Genomic DNA, 19021 nt, shown 5'->3' on the forward strand with positions numbered 1-19021 from the left:
AATTCCTCCAAGGCCTGTTACCGAGGTGGAAGGGAAACATCGCTTTATCGGGAAAAGAAATCAGTGGAAAAGTGTCACAAGAAGTGTCACAAACTGATTTCGTGCTCATTCTAAAGGGGCTTAGAAGTTATGGCGGAGAGTGGGGGATTCGAACCCCCGATAGAACTTTTGATCCTATAACGGTTTAGCAAACCGCCGCCTTCAGCCACTCGGCCAACTCTCCGACTTTGATACCAGCGCTGCGGGCGCAACGCTGTGCTGTCGTGATTATAGCGTGGCGGTGTCCACTTCGCGTTGCCTTTTTCTACGGGGCAACCGGGCCTTGGACACAGATGTGGAAAGCAGAAACGAAGGACCGGCGGAGACAGTACAGACGCGTATGTCCCAGGCAACCTCTTTATCGCCACCTGAAAGGGTGTTGTAAGGGCTGGGGAGTTGATCGATCCCGTGAACTGAAGGCAGGCTCTTTGCTCGTCGGTCGCTACGGTGAAATTTGTCTTGCAACTCGTCCCTGACGTAATAAATTTGGGGGGCACGCAGATACACTCGGAGCTATAGTCGGCAGGTGAAGAGTGCTGCGAATTCAACTTCGATTGGGGTATGACCTGGCTCGTAAGGTTAAGAACAGACGCGGCTTAAGCCATCCGTGGCCGATCTTCGAGCTGCGGAGAGGTAGTTCTCGATGTGCTGCAATTCCACGCGTTGCGGTGAGGTTCTGTCTCGTTCTTGGCGGGCTCGCCAGTCTCCTGTCTACAAGGCTACCGGGACAGACCGGTTGCGCGGGGACCGCTCTATCTCCTGCCGCATCCGCCGACTGTGCCGCGAGAAATGTGCCCGTGGCAACGGTCGCGCAGCTCGACGCCTCGCACACCTACACCTTGACTGAACTGATCGATCTCGCGGAACAGAACAACCCGCGCACACGCATCGCGTGGGAGCGCGCAAGGCAGCGGGCCAATGAGCTTGGAATCGCGAAGAGCGCGTATCTGCCGGTCATCGTCTTCCAGGCGATCGGAGGCGATCAGCGTACTATCAGCCCCTTCCCGAAAGCGCTGGAGCCGCGCGGGTACAACATGGTCGAGATCCCGATCGTGCAACCCGAGCTGGAATTGCAATACCTGCTCTACGACTTCGGAACGAGGGAGGCCCGCGTCGACGGCGCACTGGCGGAGAAGATCGCTTCGGGTGCCAACTTTGTGCAGGCCAACCAGGAGGTCGCCTTTCGCGTCGCGACGGCCTACTACCGGCTGCTGACCGCCCAGGAGCGCCTGCAGGCCACGCGAGAGACGCTGAAGACGGGTCAGACGACGCAGGACGCTGCCGAGGCGCAGCTCGCAAACGGCCGTTCTACGGTGCCCGATGTTTTGAATGCGAAGGCGGAGACCTCGCAGGATGTCTTCGACATGGAGTCGGCGGATGGCGACGAGAAGATCGCCCGGGTGCAGCTTGCAGAGGCGGTGGGCGCGGAGCCTTCTCCAAACGTAAACATCGACGCCATGACCAACGCGCCGTTACCGGAGCAACTGACCGTGTCGATTGAAGAGCTGATCGATCGCGCCATTAAGGACAGGCCAGACCTCGCGGCACAGGCTGCTGAGATCCGCGCCGCCGATGACCGCATCCGCGTAGCCAAGGGAGAGTACCGGCCCCGCATCACGCTCTCGGGCAGCGGAGCCCAGACGTCCATCTGGCCCTCGCCGGATATCGGGTCGCTAGGCCAAGCCAGCCAGCCTACATGGGCAGCCATACTGGGAGTCGAATGGCGAGTCTTCGACGGCGGAGCCAGGCGCAACGAGCTCGCGGCGGCGCAGTCGAAGAAGCGCGAGGCCCAGGATGAGCTGACGGAGAAGCGCGACCAGGCGACGCGGGAGGTCTGGACGGCGTACATCGCGTTCCGCACGGCGTTGCGGAAGCAGCAGGCAGCCGTGGCGTTGCTTGAGGCTGCAAATGAGTCGTACGATGCCTCGCTTGAAGCCTACAAATACGGAGTGAAGAATCTGATCGACGTTGTCACGGCCGAACGTCAGCTCGCGCAGGCTCGCCTCTCGGGAGTATCGGCTCGGTCGCAGTTGTTCCTCGAAGCCGTCGACCTTGAATTCGTCACCGGCAATCTATTACGGAGTCTGCCTCCGGCAACCAAACTTCACGCACAGGAAGGACCAGCGAAATGACCCGCTTCTCCTTGAGATCGATTGCAAGACCGATCGCGGCCTCCGCGGCTTGCCTGGTTCTTGCCGGCTGCAATCATGCCCCCAGCATCGACGTGATTGGGTCATTCTTTCCCGTCTGGATGCTTTGTATCTTGATTGCGATTCCGCTGACCTTCGCCGCGCGGGTCGCGCTGGTTCGCTTCCACCTGGAGAATGAAGTGGGCCCTCTGGTCCTCTTTTATCCCTGCCTCGTCATTCTGCTTACCAGCCTTTTGTGGCTGATCTTCTTCCGCTAGGAGCCACGATGGACACGATCGATCAGACCTCAGGTTCGCCCGCAGCGGTTAAGCCCAACTCCGCCACAGGCCGCATCATCGGTATTGCCGTGGTTGCATCCGCGCTTCTGCTCCTCATTGTCGCGATGCTGCAAGTCGACCTTCATCCCCGAACCGACGACGCCAGCGTGAGGGCAAACTTCATCGAAATCGCCCCTGAAGTAAGCGGACGGCTCGTCGATCTCCCAGTAAAGGACAATGCCTTCGTCAAACAGGGCGAGACGCTCTTCGTCATCGATCCTCGCCCCTATGAGTATGCCCTTCAGCAGGCCCTCTCCGACCAGGATGCGCTGGAGCAGCAGATCATCGACGCGAAGCGTCACATCGCCGCGCAGGCCAGCGCCGCCGAGGCTGCTCGAGCCGGTGTCTACAACTCTCGCACCGGGATACAGACCGCCGGCAGCAGCATCGATGTCGCTGCCGCGGCCGTGACAAGAGCGAGAGCAGCGGTTGAGGCAGCAGGGGCGCAATTAAAGCTGGTCACCAACAACCTGCACCGTATAGAGCCGCTGCTCGAAAAGAAGTACGTGACGGTCGAACAGATCGACCAGGCGAACACCGCCGTCCGCGTCGCCCAAGGCAACTACGACGAGGCCCAGGCCGCACTGCTGCAGGCTCAGGCATCGCAGCAACAGGCAAGCCTCAAGAAGATCGAAGCGTCTTCCCTCTCCATCGAGCAGGAGGCAAAGCTGGGCCAGGCTCTGCACACAATCGATACCGTTGACACGCTGGTATCTCAGCGGCCCGCAAAAGCTGCAAAGGTCGATAGCGCGCGCCTTGATCTCGAACGAACGCGCGTCGTGGCGCCGTTCAATGCCTACGTCACGAACATGAACATCTCGGTCGGTGCCTACGCCCGGCCGGGAGCCCCGTTGTTTACGCTGATCGATACGCGCACCTGGTACGTGATCGCGAACTATCGAGAGTCGAAGCTGAAGAACATCCATATCGGCCAGCATGCGGACCTTTACCTGATGGGGCACCCCGACCGCCGCTTCAATGGCACGGTTGAAAGTGTCGGCTATGGGGTCTTCCCGGAAGATGGCGGGGTGGCGCAAGGCCTGCCGAACATCGAGCGCACACTGAACTGGGTGCATCTCTCTTCGCGCTTCCCAGTACGTATCCGGGTGAACGATCCTGATCCCGAACTCTTCCGCATCGGAGCGACCGCTGTGACGGTCGTGCGCTAGCCATGGGGACCGCTGTTGCGGACGTGGTTCCGCTGGCCAACAAGCTTACTTCCCTTCCACGGGCTTGGGTTCACGCTCTGCTGCAGGACCTTGAGCCCGTGCCCGGAAGACTTGGCAGCACCATGCGCGTCGTCCTTGCCTCAATCATTGCGCTGCTCTTGCTGGAGGCGCTGCAGATGCCGTTCCTCGCGATCGGCATGTACTTTATTTTCTTGATTGGCAGGGATAGTCCTGCAGTCTCGCTTCGCAGCGGTATGTTCTCCTTTGCGATCGTGCTCTTCGCTATTGCGACTGAGCTTGGCGTGGTGGTCCTAACGGACAACGATCCTGTGGCCAGGCTGCTGAGCGTAGCCGTGGTGACGTTCGTATCGGGACTGCTCGTCGTCACGACCAACACACCACCGTTGGGCTCGACCTTCGGGCTTATCTATTGCACGGTGATCAGTCTGTGGGAGCTGCATGCTCCTGCGGACCACCTGGTGAAGAGTTCACTTTATCTCCTGGGCACGTTTTGCATCTCGCTGGGAAGCGCGATTTTCGTCGAGTACATCTTCGGGGTTAAGGACCCCGCAGCAGCGTTGCAGGAGCAGCGCCGTATCCGCTACGTCGCGCTGGAAGCGCTCTTCCGGCTTTACGCAGAAGATGCGCCGCCCGCACAGCGCTTCGAAGCCGCGACCAAGGTCTCGCGAATAGCAATTGCTGGCCAGGCGGGAATGATCTCGCTCTACAACACAATTGTCGAGCGCGATCTTGACACAGGCACTCTACCGATCGCCATACGTCCGCGGATTACGATGCTGGCGCAGCTCATGGACAATGCAGCAGCCTTCGGCCTGCAGAATCCCGCCACAATCGATCCAGAGGTTCAACTGCGCTGCAAACTGATCGCGGATGAGTGCAAACGTCTGTTGCCCGGAGTTCCGACTACGCCCAGCAGCGCGTTGAGACCGGGGCCGGAGGGAAGCTATTCCCTGCTCGATCGCGTGGAAGGTTCGCTGCACGCCATCCTGACCATGCCGCTCGACATCAACCCGACCAAGAACCGGGAGCTCGTCACCCTGCCTAGCCGCAAGGTCCCCTTCTTCATCCCCGGTGCCCTCAGCCAGGTGGAGAACATCGCCTTCGGCCTTAAGATCAGTCTCTGTGCCACGTTTTGCTACATCTTCTACCACGCTGTTGCCTGGCCGGGCATCGCAACTTCGGTGACCACGGTGCTGGTGACGGGACTCAGCAGCACCGGTGCCATCAAGCAGAAGCTGGTCTTCCGTCTGCTGGGCGCCATCATCGGCGGCTTCTTTCTCGGAATCGGAGCAACGGTCTTCCTCTTCCCGCATATGGATTCGATTACCTCCCTCGTCGTGTTGGAGGCAGTCGTCGCGTTCCTCTCAGCGTGGGTTGCCGCTGGCCCGAAGTTCAACTATATCGGCCTTCAGATTGCCTTCTCTTTTTACGTTGTGGCCTATGAAGGACTAAGCGCGCCAACCGAGCTTGCTCCTGCGCGCGACCGCCTCGCGGGCATCCTGATCGCTCTCGCGGCGATGTGGCTGGTCTTCGACCAGCTTTGGCCGGTACGTACGATCACGGTGATGCGCCGCGGCTTCGCCTCTGTGCTTCGGCTTGGATCGGAGATCCTGACCCTGCTCGACTCAGGGAAAAACAAGGAAGAGATTCTTCGCGGTGCGGACATCCTTCGAGACAGGCTCGGCAAGACCGTGGCTGGACTGCGAAGCAGCAACACAGCGGTGCCTTACGACTTCAGCCCGGACCGTGAACGCCACATCCAGGAGGGCGACGCCATCCTTCGCGCCACCCTTACCGCAGCGGCTCTTTTCTGGAACGAGATCGCCATGCTTCACAGCCTCGAAGAGGAAGAGGTGCCCGTCGAACCGGGTCGCCGAGAGTTGCGGGACCATCTTGCCGCACGCATGATCGTCATGGCGGATCTGGTCGCGCAGCATTGTCCGGTCGCCCCGGAGACTTCGCCCCTGACTACGGATCCCATACTCCTGACGGACCCGGATCTCGGCGAATATACGCAACACCTGGTCGCGCGCCACGCGGAGTTGGAGAAGTTCGTGGCCGCACTGAATTAGCCGGCGATCAGCTATCCTGCGTGGACGGGGATGACCGAGGTGGCAAAGTTGCGTTGGCAGAATGATGTGAACAGCCGGAAGACGACCGAAGCAGGACTCGTATCGGGCCGAGCCTTCCTTTGCCTGTTGCTGGCCATGCTGGCCAACATCATCATTGCAAGAGGACAGCAAGGATCGACCGCGTTATTAACGCTGCCCAACATGCCTTTGCACGATCCGTGGATGCTCGCAAACGAAGCGGACAAGACCTACTACCTCTACACCTCCAATGTCCCTAAGCTCTCCGGCGTGAGCGTAGCTGGAACCATGGTGTACCGGAGCGTCGACCTCAAGCACTGGGAGCCTCCCGTCTTGGTCTTTCGCACCTCCGAGATGAGGTGGGCGCAGAGCGGAGCATGGGCTCCAGAAGTGCATCGCTGGAAGGGTAAGTACTATCTCTTCACGACGGTCTTCGATGACTCCAAACCTCTGCCGCCCGGTCGCAACGCCGTGCGCCCAGCCTACCGTCGCGGGACGATCAGCGCAGTGAGCGACAGCCCGCTCGGACCTTTCCATCCTGTGAACCCGGACGCGCCCCTGCCACCCTCGGACTTCATGACGCTGGACGGAACCCTCTATGTCGATCCCGTTGGAAAGCCGTGGCTCGTGTACGCCCATGAATGGCTGCAAAAGACGGATGGCACCATCGAAGCCGTACAGCTAACGGACGACCTTGCGAAGAGCGCAGCACCGCCCATCTTTCTCTTCAAGGCGTCTGACGCACCGTGGCTGGACAAGGACGTTGTCCCATCAACAGAGTCCAGCCAGTACGTCACGGATGGCCCTGAACTCTTCCGCACGCATGACGGCCACCTACTGATGTTGTGGTCAAGCTATTCGAACGATAGCAAGTACATTCAGACGATCGCGCGATCGAAGACGGGAGCGATCAACGGGCCGTGGGAGCAACTGGCCCCATTAGTCTACGAGGACAGCGGACACGGGATGCTCTTCCACGCCTTCGATGGGCAGCTGATGATGATCCTGCATCGGCCCTTCAAGAACGCGAGAGGAAAAGTCTACGACATGCAGGATGCCGGAGATCATCTGGAGATCGTGCGAGAGCGAACAGATCTAGATGCTCCATAACGACTCAAGGTACCGGAAAGATGCCGTACTTCGCGGCTAGAAACTCTCGCAGGTCTTGTGGGAGATAGAACGCGAGTTCCTGCCAGGTGAGTAGTTTGAGCCGGCACCGAAGTTCCGTGTAGATCACTGCCCGCATCACCTTAAACCACGTCTCTATCAGGTCAGGTCGTCGAGCATCGCAGAGTACACAGAATGAGCAGCCGAGAGCGTAGGCGGCAAGCGTACCCCGGATCAGCTGATAGCCGGCGTGTCTGCCGTCTCGCATGGGAAGCTCCGACACGTCGAAGACCGTCTCAAGGTCGCGATAGCGAGAGACAAGCTTAGGCGCTGCCCATTGAAAGTCCGACTCCGTTAGCTTGGCCTCGATCAGAAGGTCGCCAAGGCTCAGGTCCACCTCTGTCGCATCGCTCTTTGCTCGCTGCAAAGGAACTCGAGGCTTGAACCCAAACTCTGGCTCATCACTACCCTCCACATTCAATAAAGTTCGCAAACTTCTGCTCGCCATGGTTCCCGGATGGCAAAAGATGTTCATCAAGAGCGCATCGGAGCTGTTCGAACAATCCAGCTCCTTCCATTGCCAGTTGGAACGCGGCTTCATTCGTTTCGAAGCGGTATGGACCTTCTCCAGGCGCTTCGCCCAATCCGCGCGCTGAAGGATTGCGGCGTAAGCATCCGGGTGAAAGTTTCCATGCCGTCCGTGCTCATCCTGCCCGAAGAGGATGCTGGGAACCTGCCCATCCGTCCGCTCGTGCAGATGGCCGCTCAGGACGGCAAGCCGCAGGCTGCGAAGGCTCAGTTCACTCCGCAGACTTAGCCCGGCGGGAATCACGATTTCAGTTTGATCGGCGCACAACATAGCTCCTATAATAGGCGAAGATTTGGCGAATTCGATTTGGGTTGATCAAGAGTCAGATCGAGAGTCTATGATCGAGCCGCCGCCACCTCGCAAGATCGTTCACGTCGATATGGACGCCTTCTACGCGTCGGTCGAACAACGCGACAATCCCGAGCTTCGAGGTCGTCCGGTCGTGGTCGCATGGCGTGGTTCTCGGTCAGTGGTGTGCGCGGCTTCGTATGAAGCGCGTAAGTTCGGCGTGCGGTCCGCGATGCCGGCAGTGCGGGCCGAGAGGCTCTGTCCAGAAGCCGTCTTCATCCCGCCTGACTTCGTCCGCTACAAGGCGGTATCAAAGGCGGTGCGGCAGATCTTCGAGCGCCACACCGATCTGATTGAGCCTTTGTCGCTCGACGAAGCTTACCTCGATGTGACGGAGAACAAGCTTGGGCTTGCAACCGCAACCCGGGTTGCTAAAAGGATCCGGCAGGAGATTCGCGAGGAGCTGAACCTGACTGCCTCTGCCGGGGTCGCGCCCAACAAGTTTCTTGCCAAGATTGCCTCCGACTGGAGGAAGCCGGATGGCCTCTTCGTGATTCAGCCCCATGAGGTCGAGAGCTTCCTTGTTCCGCTTCCCGTGGGCCGAATTCCTGGAGTTGGGCAGGTCACGGAAGCCCGCATGAAGGCCGTTGGCATCGCAACCGTTGGCGACCTTTGCGCGATGGAGATGGTCATGCTGGAAGGCTACTTTGGCCGCTATGGCCGGCGGCTGTATGAGCTCGCGCGCGGCATCGATCACAACCCCGTCATCGCGAACCGCGCGAGCAAATCGATCTCCGCGGAAGACACGTTTCCGGTAGACATCCCGCTCCCGGAGACCGAGCCGCTCCTGCGTAAGCTGGCGGAGAAGGTATGGGTGGCTTCGCGTCAGAACGCACGGATGGCGAGGACAGTTGTCTTGAAGCTGAAGACGAAGGAGTTCAACACCCTGACGCGCAGCCTGACTCCACCCACCATGCCAGCGTCGCTCGAGGAGTTCGCCAATGTGGCCGTCTCGCTTGCCGAACGCGTCGACCTTGGCCCCAATCAGCTCTTCCGCCTCGTGGGCGTGGGGTTGAGCAACTTCCAGGTTGAACAGGTCATCGAAACGCCGCTCTTCAGTAATGACGAAGGCGATCAGGCTTTGATTGCCTCCTCTTCTGAAGATCAATCTGCACTGCCATCAGACATCCTCGATAGCCTTCAATCTGCTAGAAAGTAAGAGGAGATACGGATGAAGCTACTGAGGTACGGGAACAAAGGATTCGAACGACCGGGGATGCTGGATGAAGCGGGCAAGCTGCGCGACCTCTCCGGAGTGGTGCCGGACATCGCGGGAGCGGTGCTTTCGCCGGACTCGCTGAAGAAGCTGCTGGAACTGGATGCGTCGACACTGCCGGTGGTCGATGGCCCTTATCGCGTAGGCCCATGCGTGGGTGCGGTGGGCAAGTTCATCTGCATCGGCCTTAACTACTCCGATCATGCAGCGGAATCGGGAATGGCGGTACCCAAGGAGCCGGTGGTCTTCATGAAAGCGACCTCGTCGATCATTGGCCCCGATGACGATGTGATGATCCCGAGGGACTCTCTGAAGACCGACTGGGAGGTTGAGCTTGGAGTGGTGATTGGCAAAGAGGCAAAGTATGTCGATGAGGCCGAGGCACTCTCATATGTCGCGGGATATTGCGTTGTGAACGACCTCTCGGAGCGTGCTTTTCAGCTTGAGGGTACCGGCCAATGGGTAAAGGGCAAGAGCGCCGACACCTTCGGCCCGATCGGCCCGTGGCTGGTGACCACGGATGAAGTCCCCGATCCGGGGAGTCTGCACCTTTGGCTCGAGGTCGACGGGCACAGATTCCAGGATGGCACGACGGCGACAATGGTCTTCGGGGTCGCCCATCTGGTGAGCTACCTGAGCCGGTTCATGAGCTTGCAGCCGGGCGACATCATCTCGACGGGCACGCCTCCAGGAGTCGGGCTTGGCCAGAAGCCTCCCATCTATCTGAAGGCAGGCAACAAGATGAGGCTCGGCATCGATGGTCTGGGCAAGCAGACGCAGAATGTCGTCGCCTACTCGCCGAACCTCTGACGACCTGCATCACCGAATGTGGATAACGACGCCGGCCCCAAGCTGGATATTGTTTTGCACGTCCGACGTTCCATTCGGAAACTGAGTGCGAACCCAGTCGGCTTGAATGACGCGAAGAGAGATGCGTGGCGTGAGATCGAGGTCCACGCCACCGCCAACCTTGACGCAAAGTGAACTCGCTGAGGATGAAGGTCCAGTAGCTCCAGCGAAGACGCTGTTTGAGGCATGGGCTTCGCCAAAGAGCACATGCCCGAAGAGTGAGGAGTTGTAGTAGTCCGCACGCGACGGCGCGATCCACTTGTATTGTGGTCCGGCGGTGAAAGTCAATAGTTCAAGGCTGACGCCGGTGGAGCTGATCTTCGCACTCTGTGAACCAGCAAAGTCTCCGGCAACTCCGAATCCCTTCCACAACGAGACGCCAACCATCGCGCTTCCTCCCTGCAGCCAGAAGGTGTGGCCCGGCAGCGTATTCGAGCGGTTGGCATCGTAGAGCACCGCAGCATCGAGGCCCATCGTCGCCTTCGCAGTCGCTTGAGCCCGCGCCGAGGCAACTGGAATGAGAAGGATTAGAAGACTGATGGCGAGCTGGCGCATCGTTTGCCGTTACCCTTTCTTCATTGAACGTTCAACTGCAGCGACGTTGTATGCGTCAGCGTTCCACTGGCGGCAGTGACAGTGAGCGTGTAGTTGCGCGAGGCCTGGCCTAGATACCCAGTGCTGCCGCAGCCTGTAAGGACGATGAGAGCGCCAGTGCCGGCAAGCACGATCACCGTCATGTAAAGAGCGCGCGAAAGTGAGCTGGCGGCTCTTCTGAAGCGGCGCAGCGTTGCAAAGGGCAGGAGAAACAGAGTAAGGGCCATGGCGAGGGTGGAAGGCAACCGGTGAAGACCCGCCACTTCCTTAGCCACGGTCACGGTCATCGTTGTTGAAGTGGCTGCATCTCCGGGAGTCAGCGTAGCTGGCGAGAACGTCGCTGTTGCTCCGGCCGGGAGTCCGGTGACGGAGAACGTGATGGGGTTTGGGAAGCTGGTGTTCGGCGTGGCAGTCAACTGGTAGGCAACGCTCTTGCCAGGGAGCACAGTCATTGCCGGCTGGACTGCCGCAAACGTGAAGTCACCCGTGGAGGCAGCAAGCGCGGCCGATGTGCCTCCAACATAATCACTGTCACCGCTGTAGGTCGCGGTGACAGAGTGAACACCGGCTGCGAGCGAGGTAACCGTATAGGTCGCCACTCCGGCGACGAGCGGGGATGAGCCGATGAGAGTATTGCCATCGTAAAAGCCAACGGTTCCGGTCGGAACTCCACTCGTGAACGACGTCACGTTCGCGGTGAAGGTAAAGGCGGCACCAGACCCAGGCGTACCTGTCAGTGTGATCTTGATGATCGCCTTGTTCACCGTAAGCACAGAGGATGAGCTGTTGCTGGCGACAAAGTTTGCATCACCGGCATAGGCCGCCGAGAGACTGTGCTGAGCTACCGAGAACGAGTTCACGCTGAGAAGCGCCTGTCCGTTCGACAGATTCGACTGACCGAGGACCGTGCTGCCATCGAAGAACTTCACCGTGCCGGTCGCCGTGTAGTTCGAGGCCGAGGGAGGTGCAATCGCCGTCGTCAACTGCACCACCTGTCCGTACTCGACCGATGAAGTCGGAGAGATCGTGAGTGTGTCGGTTGTCGCAATGGGCGTTCCGGTAAGGGAGATGGGGGAGGAGGTGCTCGCCGCATAGAGAGTATCGCCAGCGTAGGTCGCGGAGATCGCATGGGCTATCGCCGCACCCGGAACCACAACCGATGCCAGGGTCGCAGTGGCCGACCGCGTGATCTGGAGCGGACGGATGCTGGTCGAACCGCCGCCCACGTTCGTGATTGCAAGATCCTGGGTCCCGTCGCCGTCGAAGTCCGCCGTAGTTACTGACGCCGGGGAGTCGAGGTTTGCGACGACGGAGTTCGTGCCATTTGAAAATGCGCCGGTGCCGTCACCGAACAAGACCGTCGCCGTATTCGCGTTGCCGTTCGTGACGATGAGGTCCTGTTTACCGTCGCCGTTGAAGTCGCTTACGGCGATGGCGCTGGGACTATCGCCCGTGCTGTAAGGCGAGCCGGACGCGGCCAGACGTGTGCCTGTGTTCAGCAGGATCGAGAGCGTGTTGCCGGTCGCGCTGACTACGGCTAGGTCTGCCTTGCCGTCCGCGTTGAAGTCGCCCACAGTCGCCGACACCGGGTAGGACAGGGTTGCGAAGGGCGAGCCCGGCAGGGGCGTGAATCCTCCAACGCCATCTCCCTTAAGGATGGTGACGTTGTTCGAGGTCGTATTGACTACGGCAAGATCGAGGAAGCCATCGCTGTTGAAGTCAGCTGCCCCGATCCACGATGGATTTTGTCCCACGGCGTAGGTTGTGGACGGGTTGGAGGCAAAACCGCCGCTGCCATCGTTGATCAGAACCGTGATCGTGGAGTCGTACACGTTTGCAACTGCGATATCGGGCAGACCGTCGCCGTTGAAGTCGCCTGCGACGATCGACTGCGGGCCGCTGCCAACGGTCACGTTCGGGCCGGCGCTGAATCCGCCACTGGCGTTTCCGAAGAGGATGGAGATGCTACCGGCCACCGCATTCGCCGAGAGGATGTCGAGGTGGCCATCGGCATTGAGATCGGCAACCGCGAGCGCTGTCGGTCCAGCCCCAACCGCAAAGGGCGATCCTGCTGCCTGGGTAAAAGCTCCCGTTCCGTCGCCAAAAAAGACGCTTATCGTGTTGTCCTGAAGATTCGCAGTGGCGAAGTCAGGGATGCCGTCGTTGTTGAAGTCTCCCGAGATCACAGCGGCAGGGATCGCGCCAACCGTGACCGGCGAGGTAGGGATGGTTATGAAGTCGTACAGGGGCGCAGCAGCTATCGATATATCTGCCGAGCCCAGCAGAAGATTTTTGTTGCTGGTGTCGATGAAGCTCACCATCTCGCTGCCGGCCGGAGTGGCGAGCCCGTGATAACCAACCGTGGCGGTCAGAGAGTAGTTGGCGGCACTTCCGCTGCTGGCGGCAACCGTGTTCGAAGCTGCCGTGCCGCTGACGCTGATAGAAGCGGTTGAGGACGCGCTTGCAAATGCCGCGTGCGTGCCGGCGAAGATGGCATTCACCGAGTGATCGCCAGGGCCAAAGATGTGTTTGAGCACAGCCGCGCCGCCAGTCGAGATCTGCGCAGAGCCAAGCACCGCCGGGCCCTCGCAGTAGATGGCGGTGGCGTCACAGAAGGTCACGAGCCCAGCAGCGACCGGGGCTCCCGAAGCAGTCACGGTAGCGGTCAGAACCACCGCCGTTCCCGTCGTCACAGAGTTGCTGGAGATCGTCAAGGTAGTGCTGGTGGTGAGAGGCGAAGTCGCCCAAAGGCTGGCCGCATCTCCACCAACGGCAAGAACAAGTGCGGCGACAAGAAGCTTTCTGCGAGTGAAGGACATCATTCCGCACCTCCTGCCCAGGTCTTGGCCCCGTCGAATAGAAGGGCCTCAATATCCGGGTTCGGATCGGGTTCCCAATCTCGATTCCAGAGCGGCGGACGTTCAAGTTCCGACACCTTTTGCGTCGATGGCGTAACCGTGACCTGGACTGTGATCGGAGCCGAGGTGCCGGAGGCGTTGGTGATGGTGTAGGTAAAGGTGACGATCTGGGTCGACGTAATGTTCGGATCGGGGATGTAGAGGATGTCCAGCCCCTTGACCACCGCGCGGCCACTAGGAGGCGGAGTGACGATGGTAATCCCGGTAAAGGGCCCGCTGGTCGCATTGGCGGTGACGTGCATGGAGGATGGAAGGGAAGCAGAGGCGGTCGCGGTGGTGTTCTGTCCAGTGGGAGGGGGCTCCGCAGTCACCGAGTTAGAAGGCACCGAAGCCGGGCCGGTTCCGGCACTGTTGGTGGCTGTAACCGTGAAGCTGTACGAGGTGCCATTGGTCAAACCTGTGACCGTGATCGGAGGTGCGGTTCCGGTCGCGGTGAAGCCACCAGGTGACGAGGTCACCGTATATCCGGTGATGGATGCGCCGCCGGTGAAGGAAGGGGCGGTGAAACTGACGGTGGCCTGGGTGTCTCCGGGTGTCGCTTTGATGGCTGTCGCAGGGCCGGGGACGGCAGCGACGATTGAGAAAGACCGCGAGACCGTCGGGGCAGGCGCAAAGGTAGCGTTGCCCGCTTGGTCGGCGTGAATGGTGCAGGTGCCGACGGTGACGGAGGTCAGCGATCCCGAAGAGGTGATCGTGCAAACCGCTGGCGTGGTCGAGGTAAAGGTGACGGCAAGACCTGAGGTCGAAGTTGCGCTGAGAGTGCTTTGTCCGCCAAAGCTCTGTGGGCCGGGGTTGGCAAAGGTGATGGTCTGGGCGCTCACGGGCGTGATCGCATTCGACGGAGCCGAAGCCGAGCCTGTACCCGCGCTATTGGTTGCCTTGACGGAGAAGGTGTAGGAGGTGCCATTGGTCAGCCCCGTCACCGTGATCGGAGAGGCACTGCCCGTTCCCGCAAGCCCACCGGGCGACGAGATCACCGTATAGCTCGTAATCGGAGATCCGCCGTCCGACGCTGGCGGGGTGAACGCGACCGAGGCCTGTCCGTCACCGGCGACTGCCTGGCCTACCGTGGGGGTACCGGGAACGGTTGCGGGAGTGACGGCGTTCGACGCCGCCGAGGGCAGGCTGGTTCCTGCGCTGTTGGTCGCGGTGACGGTGAAGGTGTACGCAGTCCCGTTGCTAAGTCCCGTCACCGTGATTGGAGACGCCGGGCCAGTCGCTGTGATGCCGCCCGGTGACGAGGTCACGGTATAGCTCGTAATCGGCGAGCCTCCCGTCGATGCGGGAGCGGTGAAGGTCACGGTCGCCTGCGCGTTGCCGCCCGTGGCTGTGCCAATCACCGGCGGGCCTGCGGTTGCAGCCGCGGTCACTGAGTTCGAAGGTGCGGAAGCCGCACCGGTACCGGCGGCATTGGTGGCAGTCACGGTAAAGGTGTAGGCTGTCCCGTTCGTAAGGCCAGATACGACGATGGGAGAGGAGCTTCCTGTCCCGGTCAGGCCGCCGGGTGACGAGGTCACCGTGTAGCTGGTGATCGGCGATCCGCCATTCGACGCAGGCGGCGTAAAGCTGACCGAGGCCTGCCCGTTACCCGCGGTTGCTGTGCCCACCGTCGGTGTGCCGGGAACCGTCGCAGCGGTCACCGAGTTCGAAGCAGCAGAAGCTGGGCTGGTGCCAGCGGCGTTGGTCGCCGTCACGGTGAAGGTATAGGCCGTCCCGTTGGTGAGACCTGCAACAACGATGGGCGACGAAGTCCCAGTGCCGGTGAAGCCACCCGGAGATGAGGTGACCGTGTAGCTGGTGATCGGCGACCCACCGTTCGACGCCGGAGGTGTGAAGGTGACCGAGGCCTGCCCGTTGCCTCCGGTTGCCATCCCGACTGTGGGCGTGCCGGGGACGGTTGCGGCTGTGACCGAGTTCGACGGTGACGAAGCCGCGCCGGTGCCGACAGCGTTGGTCGCCGTAACGGTAAACGTGTAGGCGGTTCCATTCGTGAGACCCATCACAACGATTGGAGACGACGTGCCAGTACCAGTAAGCCCGCCCGGAGACGACGTCACGGTGTAGCCGGTGATCGCCGACCCGCCGTTCGATGCTGGGGGAGTGAACGCTACCGACGCCTGTCCGTTGCCTCCAGTAGCCGTGCCAACCGTTGGCGCGCCCGGAACCGTCGCTGCGGTGACGGAGTTCGAAGCAGCCGACGCCGCGCTCGTTCCAGCAGCGTTGGATGCGGTGACCGTGAAGGTATAGGCAGTTCCGTTGGTGAGACCCATCACCGTTATCGGCGAGGAGGTTCCTGTACCAGTCAGCCCTCCCGGAGACGAGGTCACAGTGTAGCCAGTGATCGCAGAGCCGCCGTTTGATGCTGGCGGAGTGAAGGTGACCGATGCTTGCCCGTTGCCTCCAGTGGCCGTCCCCACTGTGGGCGCACCCGGAACCGTGGCCACGGTCACTGAGTTCGACGCGGCGGATGCCGGTCCCGTTCCGACTGCATTGGACGCTGTCACCGTGAAGGTGTACGCCGTGCCATTGGTAAGACCCATCACGACGATAGGGGACGATGCGCCCGTTCCTGTGAATCCTCCGGGGGATGAGGTGACAGTGTAGTTGGTGATCGCTGAACCGCCATTCGACGCAGGAGGGGTGAACGCCACCGAAGCCTGTCCGTTGCCCGGAGTGGCCGTCCCCACCGTCGGCGTGCCGGGAACCGTAGCAGCGGTCACCGAGTTCGAAGCGGCAGAAGCCGCACTGGTGCCAACCGCGTTGGTCGCGGTGACGGAGAAGGTGTACATCGTGCCGCTGGTCAGACCGGTCACCACGATCGGGGAAGAGGTGCCCGTCGCGGTAATGCCGCCGGGCGAAGAAGTCACGGTATAGCTGGTAATCGCCGACCCGCCATTTGACGCTGGCGGAGTGAAGGCGACCGAGACCTGACCGTTGCCGACCGTGGCTGCACCGATGGTGGGCGTGCCGGGAGCGCTCGCCGCGGTCACAGAGTTCGACGGAGCAGACCCAGGCCCCGTGCCCGCGGCATTTGTCGCAGTGGCCGAGAAGGTATAGGCCGTCCCATTCGTAAGCCCCGTGACGATGATCGGAGACGACGTGCCCGTCGCGGTGATGCCACCCGGAGAGGAGGTCACCGTGTAGCTGGTGATCGCGGAGCCACCGTTCGACGCTGGTGGAGTGAAGGCAACGGAGACCTGTCCGTTGCCGACCGTGGCTGTCCCGATGGTGGGCGCGCCCGGAACCGTAGCGGCGGTGACCGAGTTCGATGGAGCGGACGCCGCGCCCGTGCCGACCGCATTGGTTGCGGTGACGGTAAAGGTATAGGCAGTTCCGTTCGTAAGTCCCGAGACAACGATGGGAGAGGACGCTCCGGTCCCAGTAAACCCGCCAGGAGATGAAGTCACGGTGTAGCTGGTAATCGCCGACCCGCCATTCGACGCTGGAGCGGTGAAGGCGACCGAGGCCTGCCCGTTGCCTCCAGTCGCTGCCCCAACCGTGGGTGTGCCCGGAACCGTGGCCGGAGTGACGGAGTTCGACGCCGCCGACGCGGTTCCTGTTCCAACAGCATTGGTAGCCGTCACCTTGAAGGTGTACGCCGTCCCGTTGGTCAACCCGGTAACGACAATGGGGGATGAAGCCCCGGTCCCGGTAAGACCGCCGGGAGTGGAGGTGACGGTGTAGCTCGTGATCGCCGAGCCGCCATTCGACGCGGGAGCCGTAAAGGTGACACTCGCCTGCGCGTTGCCCGCAGTGGCAGTTCCGATGGTGGCCGCTCCGGGAACCGTAGCTGGGGTGACGGAGTTCGAGGCGGCGGAAGCTGCGCCGGTGCCCGTAGTATTCGTTGCCGTCACCGTGAAGGTGTAAGCCGTGCCGTTGGTGAGTCCGGTGACAACGATCGGAGACGAAGCTCCTGTCCCGGTCAGTCCACCGGGCGAGGAGGTCGCCGTGTAGCTGGTGATCGCCGATCCGCCGTTCGATGCCGGAGCGGTGAAGGCGACCGAAGCCTGCCCGTTGCCCCGCGTGGCCGTACCAATCGTCGGCGCTCCCGGAACCGAGGCCGCGGTCACCGAGTTGGAAGCGGACGAAGACGCACTGGTGCCAAGCGCATTCGTGGCCGTTACGGTGAAGGTATAAGCTGTCCCGTTCGTAAGTCCGGTAACGACGATCGGCGAGCTAACGCCCGTTCCCGTGAATCCACCCGGAGACGAGATGACCGTATAGCTGGTAATCGCCGAGCCGCCGTTCGACGCCGGTGCAGTAAACGCAACCGATGCCTGAGCGTTGCCCGGAGTTGCCGTGCCAATCGTCGGCGCTCCGGGAACCGTGGCCGGAGTGACCGAGTTCGATGCAGCGGAGGCTGTGCTTGTGCCCGCCGAATTGGTCGCGGTGACGGTGAAGGTGTACGCCGTCCCGTTTGCAAGTCCGGAGACAGTGATCGGAGAGGCAGTTCCGGTCCCGGTCAGACCCCCTGGGGAAGAAGTGACGGTGTAGCCCGTGATCGCCGAGCCACCGTTTGAAGCTGGCGCAGTAAACGTGACCGAGGCCTGGGCATTGCCGCGCGTCGCGGTCCCGATCGTCGGCGCGCCCGGAACTGTCGCTGGCGTGACCGAGTTCGACGCTGCCGAGGCCGTGCTGGTGCCGATCGCATTGGTCGCGGTAACCGTGAAGGTGTAGGCCGTGCCGTTAGTCAACCCGGTGACGGTAATGGGAGATGCCGTGCCCGTGCCAGTGAAGCCGCCCGGAGAGGAGGTGACGGTGTACCCCGTGATCGCCGAGCCGCCGTTCGACGCCGGAGCGGTAAACGCGACCGAGGCCTGAGCATTGCCGGCGGTGGCGGTTCCAATCGTCGGTGCGCCCGGTGCCTGATGCGGCGGAATGCTGAGGATGACGGTGAAGATGCCATTGGTCGTGGAGCCAGGGGGAGCGCCGCTGCCGTTATCGAAGTAGTAGCTGAAGGTCAGCACCTCCGGGCCGGAGGCGACTTGATTCATCAGATAGATCCCGTAAGTGCCGAAGGCGGAGTTCCACTGCAGCGTGTACGTATTGCCAGCAGAGCCGATGGCCGTCGCCGGGGTAGAGGCGAAGGCAGGAGTCGAGTAGATCGGCACATTGGTTCCCTGAAACAAGCCGAAGTCATCGTTGTCGCAATTGCCGCTTTGGAACACGTCGAAGATCTGGGCATATCCGGTGCCGATGCCGCCAATCGTCACGTTTGCCGAACAGGTCGTCGATGCGAATGCCGCCGGAGCAAGCGTGAGGATTGCGAGAAGAACCAGAAACGCGCTCAGCGCCCAATTCAAACCACTGCGCCTTTCCTCACGATGAAAGATCAAGCTCATTGGCATTCCAATCTTCAAAGCTCCGAAACTCAGCGAAACCGCAGCGTACAAAAGAGCGCAGACCGGACGCGGATAGCGGAGTCCGGCTTTCGATGGCCCAGTGCGTCGTGCAAGGGAGCAAGGATGTAGCCAAAGATTGGGCGGGAAGGATTAGTAATTGCCAATTCGGGAGATTGCGGCCGGACGTTCTCTCATCTCAGGCCCAAAAACAACAATGCCCGATCTGTCGTAGACAGATCGGGCACCAGGATGGGAAACGCCGGAAGGGCTCG

Annotated in this window: 11 protein-coding genes and 1 tRNA gene; 7 read left to right on the forward strand and 5 right to left on the reverse strand. The window is 61.1% G+C overall.

Annotated features, from left to right (window positions below; genetic code table 11):
* Positions 1 to 130: 130 nt before the first annotated feature.
* A tRNA-Ser gene (locus OHL18_RS00005) sits at positions 131 to 223 on the reverse strand.
* A gap of 613 nt (positions 224 to 836) precedes the next feature.
* Between OHL18_RS00005 and OHL18_RS00010 the strand changes: the two genes are divergently transcribed.
* The 5 genes from OHL18_RS00010 to OHL18_RS00030 are packed head-to-tail and all read left to right on the forward strand — an operon-like array spanning position 837 to position 6896.
* On the forward strand, positions 837 to 2171 hold the full coding sequence (locus tag OHL18_RS00010; RefSeq protein ID WP_263372782.1) for a TolC family protein: 1335 nt from the start codon (positions 837 to 839) through the stop codon (positions 2169 to 2171).
* Positions 2168 to 2446: a YtcA family lipoprotein gene (locus OHL18_RS00015; RefSeq protein WP_263372783.1), complete on the forward strand. Its 279-nt coding sequence runs from the start codon at positions 2168 to 2170 to the stop codon at positions 2444 to 2446. The genes OHL18_RS00010 and OHL18_RS00015 overlap by 4 nt, the downstream gene beginning before the upstream one ends.
* An 8-nt stretch (positions 2447 to 2454) precedes the next feature.
* A complete protein-coding gene (locus OHL18_RS00020; RefSeq protein WP_263372784.1) occupies positions 2455 to 3675 on the forward strand; it encodes an efflux RND transporter periplasmic adaptor subunit in 1221 nt (406 codons plus the stop codon).
* A gap of 2 nt (positions 3676 to 3677) precedes the next feature.
* Entirely contained in the window at positions 3678 to 5768 is a 2091-nt protein-coding gene (locus tag OHL18_RS00025) for an FUSC family protein (protein ID WP_263372785.1), read from the forward strand.
* 39 nt (positions 5769 to 5807) lie between these two features.
* Positions 5808 to 6896: a glycoside hydrolase family 43 protein gene (locus OHL18_RS00030; RefSeq protein ID WP_263372786.1), complete on the forward strand. Its 1089-nt coding sequence runs from the start codon at positions 5808 to 5810 to the stop codon at positions 6894 to 6896.
* Between the two features lie 4 nt (positions 6897 to 6900).
* Here OHL18_RS00030 and OHL18_RS00035 read toward each other — a convergent pair whose 3' ends face one another.
* On the reverse strand, positions 6901 to 7752 hold the full coding sequence (locus tag OHL18_RS00035) for a PGN_0703 family putative restriction endonuclease (RefSeq protein ID WP_263372787.1): 852 nt from the start codon (positions 7750 to 7752) through the stop codon (positions 6901 to 6903).
* Positions 7753 to 7819: 67 nt separating this feature from the next.
* On the opposite strand from OHL18_RS00035, the gene dinB reads away from it, so the two are divergent.
* Positions 7820 to 8989: a DNA polymerase IV gene (gene dinB, locus OHL18_RS00040; RefSeq protein ID WP_263372788.1), complete on the forward strand. Its 1170-nt coding sequence runs from the start codon at positions 7820 to 7822 to the stop codon at positions 8987 to 8989.
* A gap of 12 nt (positions 8990 to 9001) precedes the next feature.
* Positions 9002 to 9856 (forward strand): fumarylacetoacetate hydrolase family protein, encoded by an 855-nt coding sequence (locus tag OHL18_RS00045; RefSeq protein WP_263372789.1) that lies wholly within the window; start codon positions 9002 to 9004, stop codon positions 9854 to 9856.
* A gap of 9 nt (positions 9857 to 9865) precedes the next feature.
* Here the strand turns inward: OHL18_RS00045 and OHL18_RS00050 are convergent, their stop codons facing one another.
* Genes OHL18_RS00050 through OHL18_RS00060 form a run of 3 tightly spaced genes read right to left on the reverse strand, consistent with a single transcriptional unit; the run spans position 9866 to position 18755 of the window.
* Positions 9866 to 10450, reverse strand: a complete 585-nt coding sequence (locus OHL18_RS00050) for a hypothetical protein (protein WP_263372790.1) — start codon at positions 10448 to 10450, stop codon at positions 9866 to 9868.
* A gap of 20 nt (positions 10451 to 10470) precedes the next feature.
* A complete protein-coding gene (locus tag OHL18_RS00055) occupies positions 10471 to 13311 on the reverse strand; it encodes a beta strand repeat-containing protein (protein ID WP_263372791.1) in 2841 nt (946 codons plus the stop codon).
* Complete coding sequence (locus OHL18_RS00060) at positions 13308 to 18755, reverse strand: beta strand repeat-containing protein (protein ID WP_263372792.1); 5448 nt, start codon at positions 18753 to 18755, stop codon at positions 13308 to 13310. Before OHL18_RS00060 ends, OHL18_RS00055 begins: the two co-directional genes overlap by 4 nt.
* Between the last annotated feature and the right edge of the window lie 266 nt (positions 18756 to 19021).

Source organism: Granulicella aggregans (genome assembly GCF_025685565.1).
GTDB lineage: Bacteria > Acidobacteriota > Terriglobia > Terriglobales > Acidobacteriaceae > Edaphobacter > Edaphobacter aggregans_B.

What these genes read in the sequence shown, in the direction of transcription:
- OHL18_RS00015 (WP_263372783.1), top strand. Translation starts at nt 2,168, where the DNA reads ATGACCCGCTTCTCCTTGAGATCGATTGCAAGACCGATCGCGGCCTCC.
- OHL18_RS00020 (WP_263372784.1), top strand. Translation starts at nt 2,455, where the DNA reads ATGGACACGATCGATCAGACCTCAGGTTCGCCCGCAGCGGTTAAGCCC.
- OHL18_RS00025 (WP_263372785.1), top strand. Translation starts at nt 3,678, where the DNA reads ATGGGGACCGCTGTTGCGGACGTGGTTCCGCTGGCCAACAAGCTTACT.
- OHL18_RS00035 (WP_263372787.1), bottom strand. Translation starts at nt 7,752, where the DNA reads ATGTTGTGCGCCGATCAAACTGAAATCGTGATTCCCGCCGGGCTAAGT.
- dinB (WP_263372788.1), top strand. Translation starts at nt 7,820, where the DNA reads ATGATCGAGCCGCCGCCACCTCGCAAGATCGTTCACGTCGATATGGAC.
- OHL18_RS00045 (WP_263372789.1), top strand. Translation starts at nt 9,002, where the DNA reads ATGAAGCTACTGAGGTACGGGAACAAAGGATTCGAACGACCGGGGATG.
- OHL18_RS00050 (WP_263372790.1), bottom strand. Translation starts at nt 10,450, where the DNA reads ATGCGCCAGCTCGCCATCAGTCTTCTAATCCTTCTCATTCCAGTTGCC.
- OHL18_RS00055 (WP_263372791.1), bottom strand. Translation starts at nt 13,311, where the DNA reads ATGATGTCCTTCACTCGCAGAAAGCTTCTTGTCGCCGCACTTGTTCTT.
- OHL18_RS00060 (WP_263372792.1), bottom strand. Translation starts at nt 18,755, where the DNA reads ATGCCAATGAGCTTGATCTTTCATCGTGAGGAAAGGCGCAGTGGTTTG.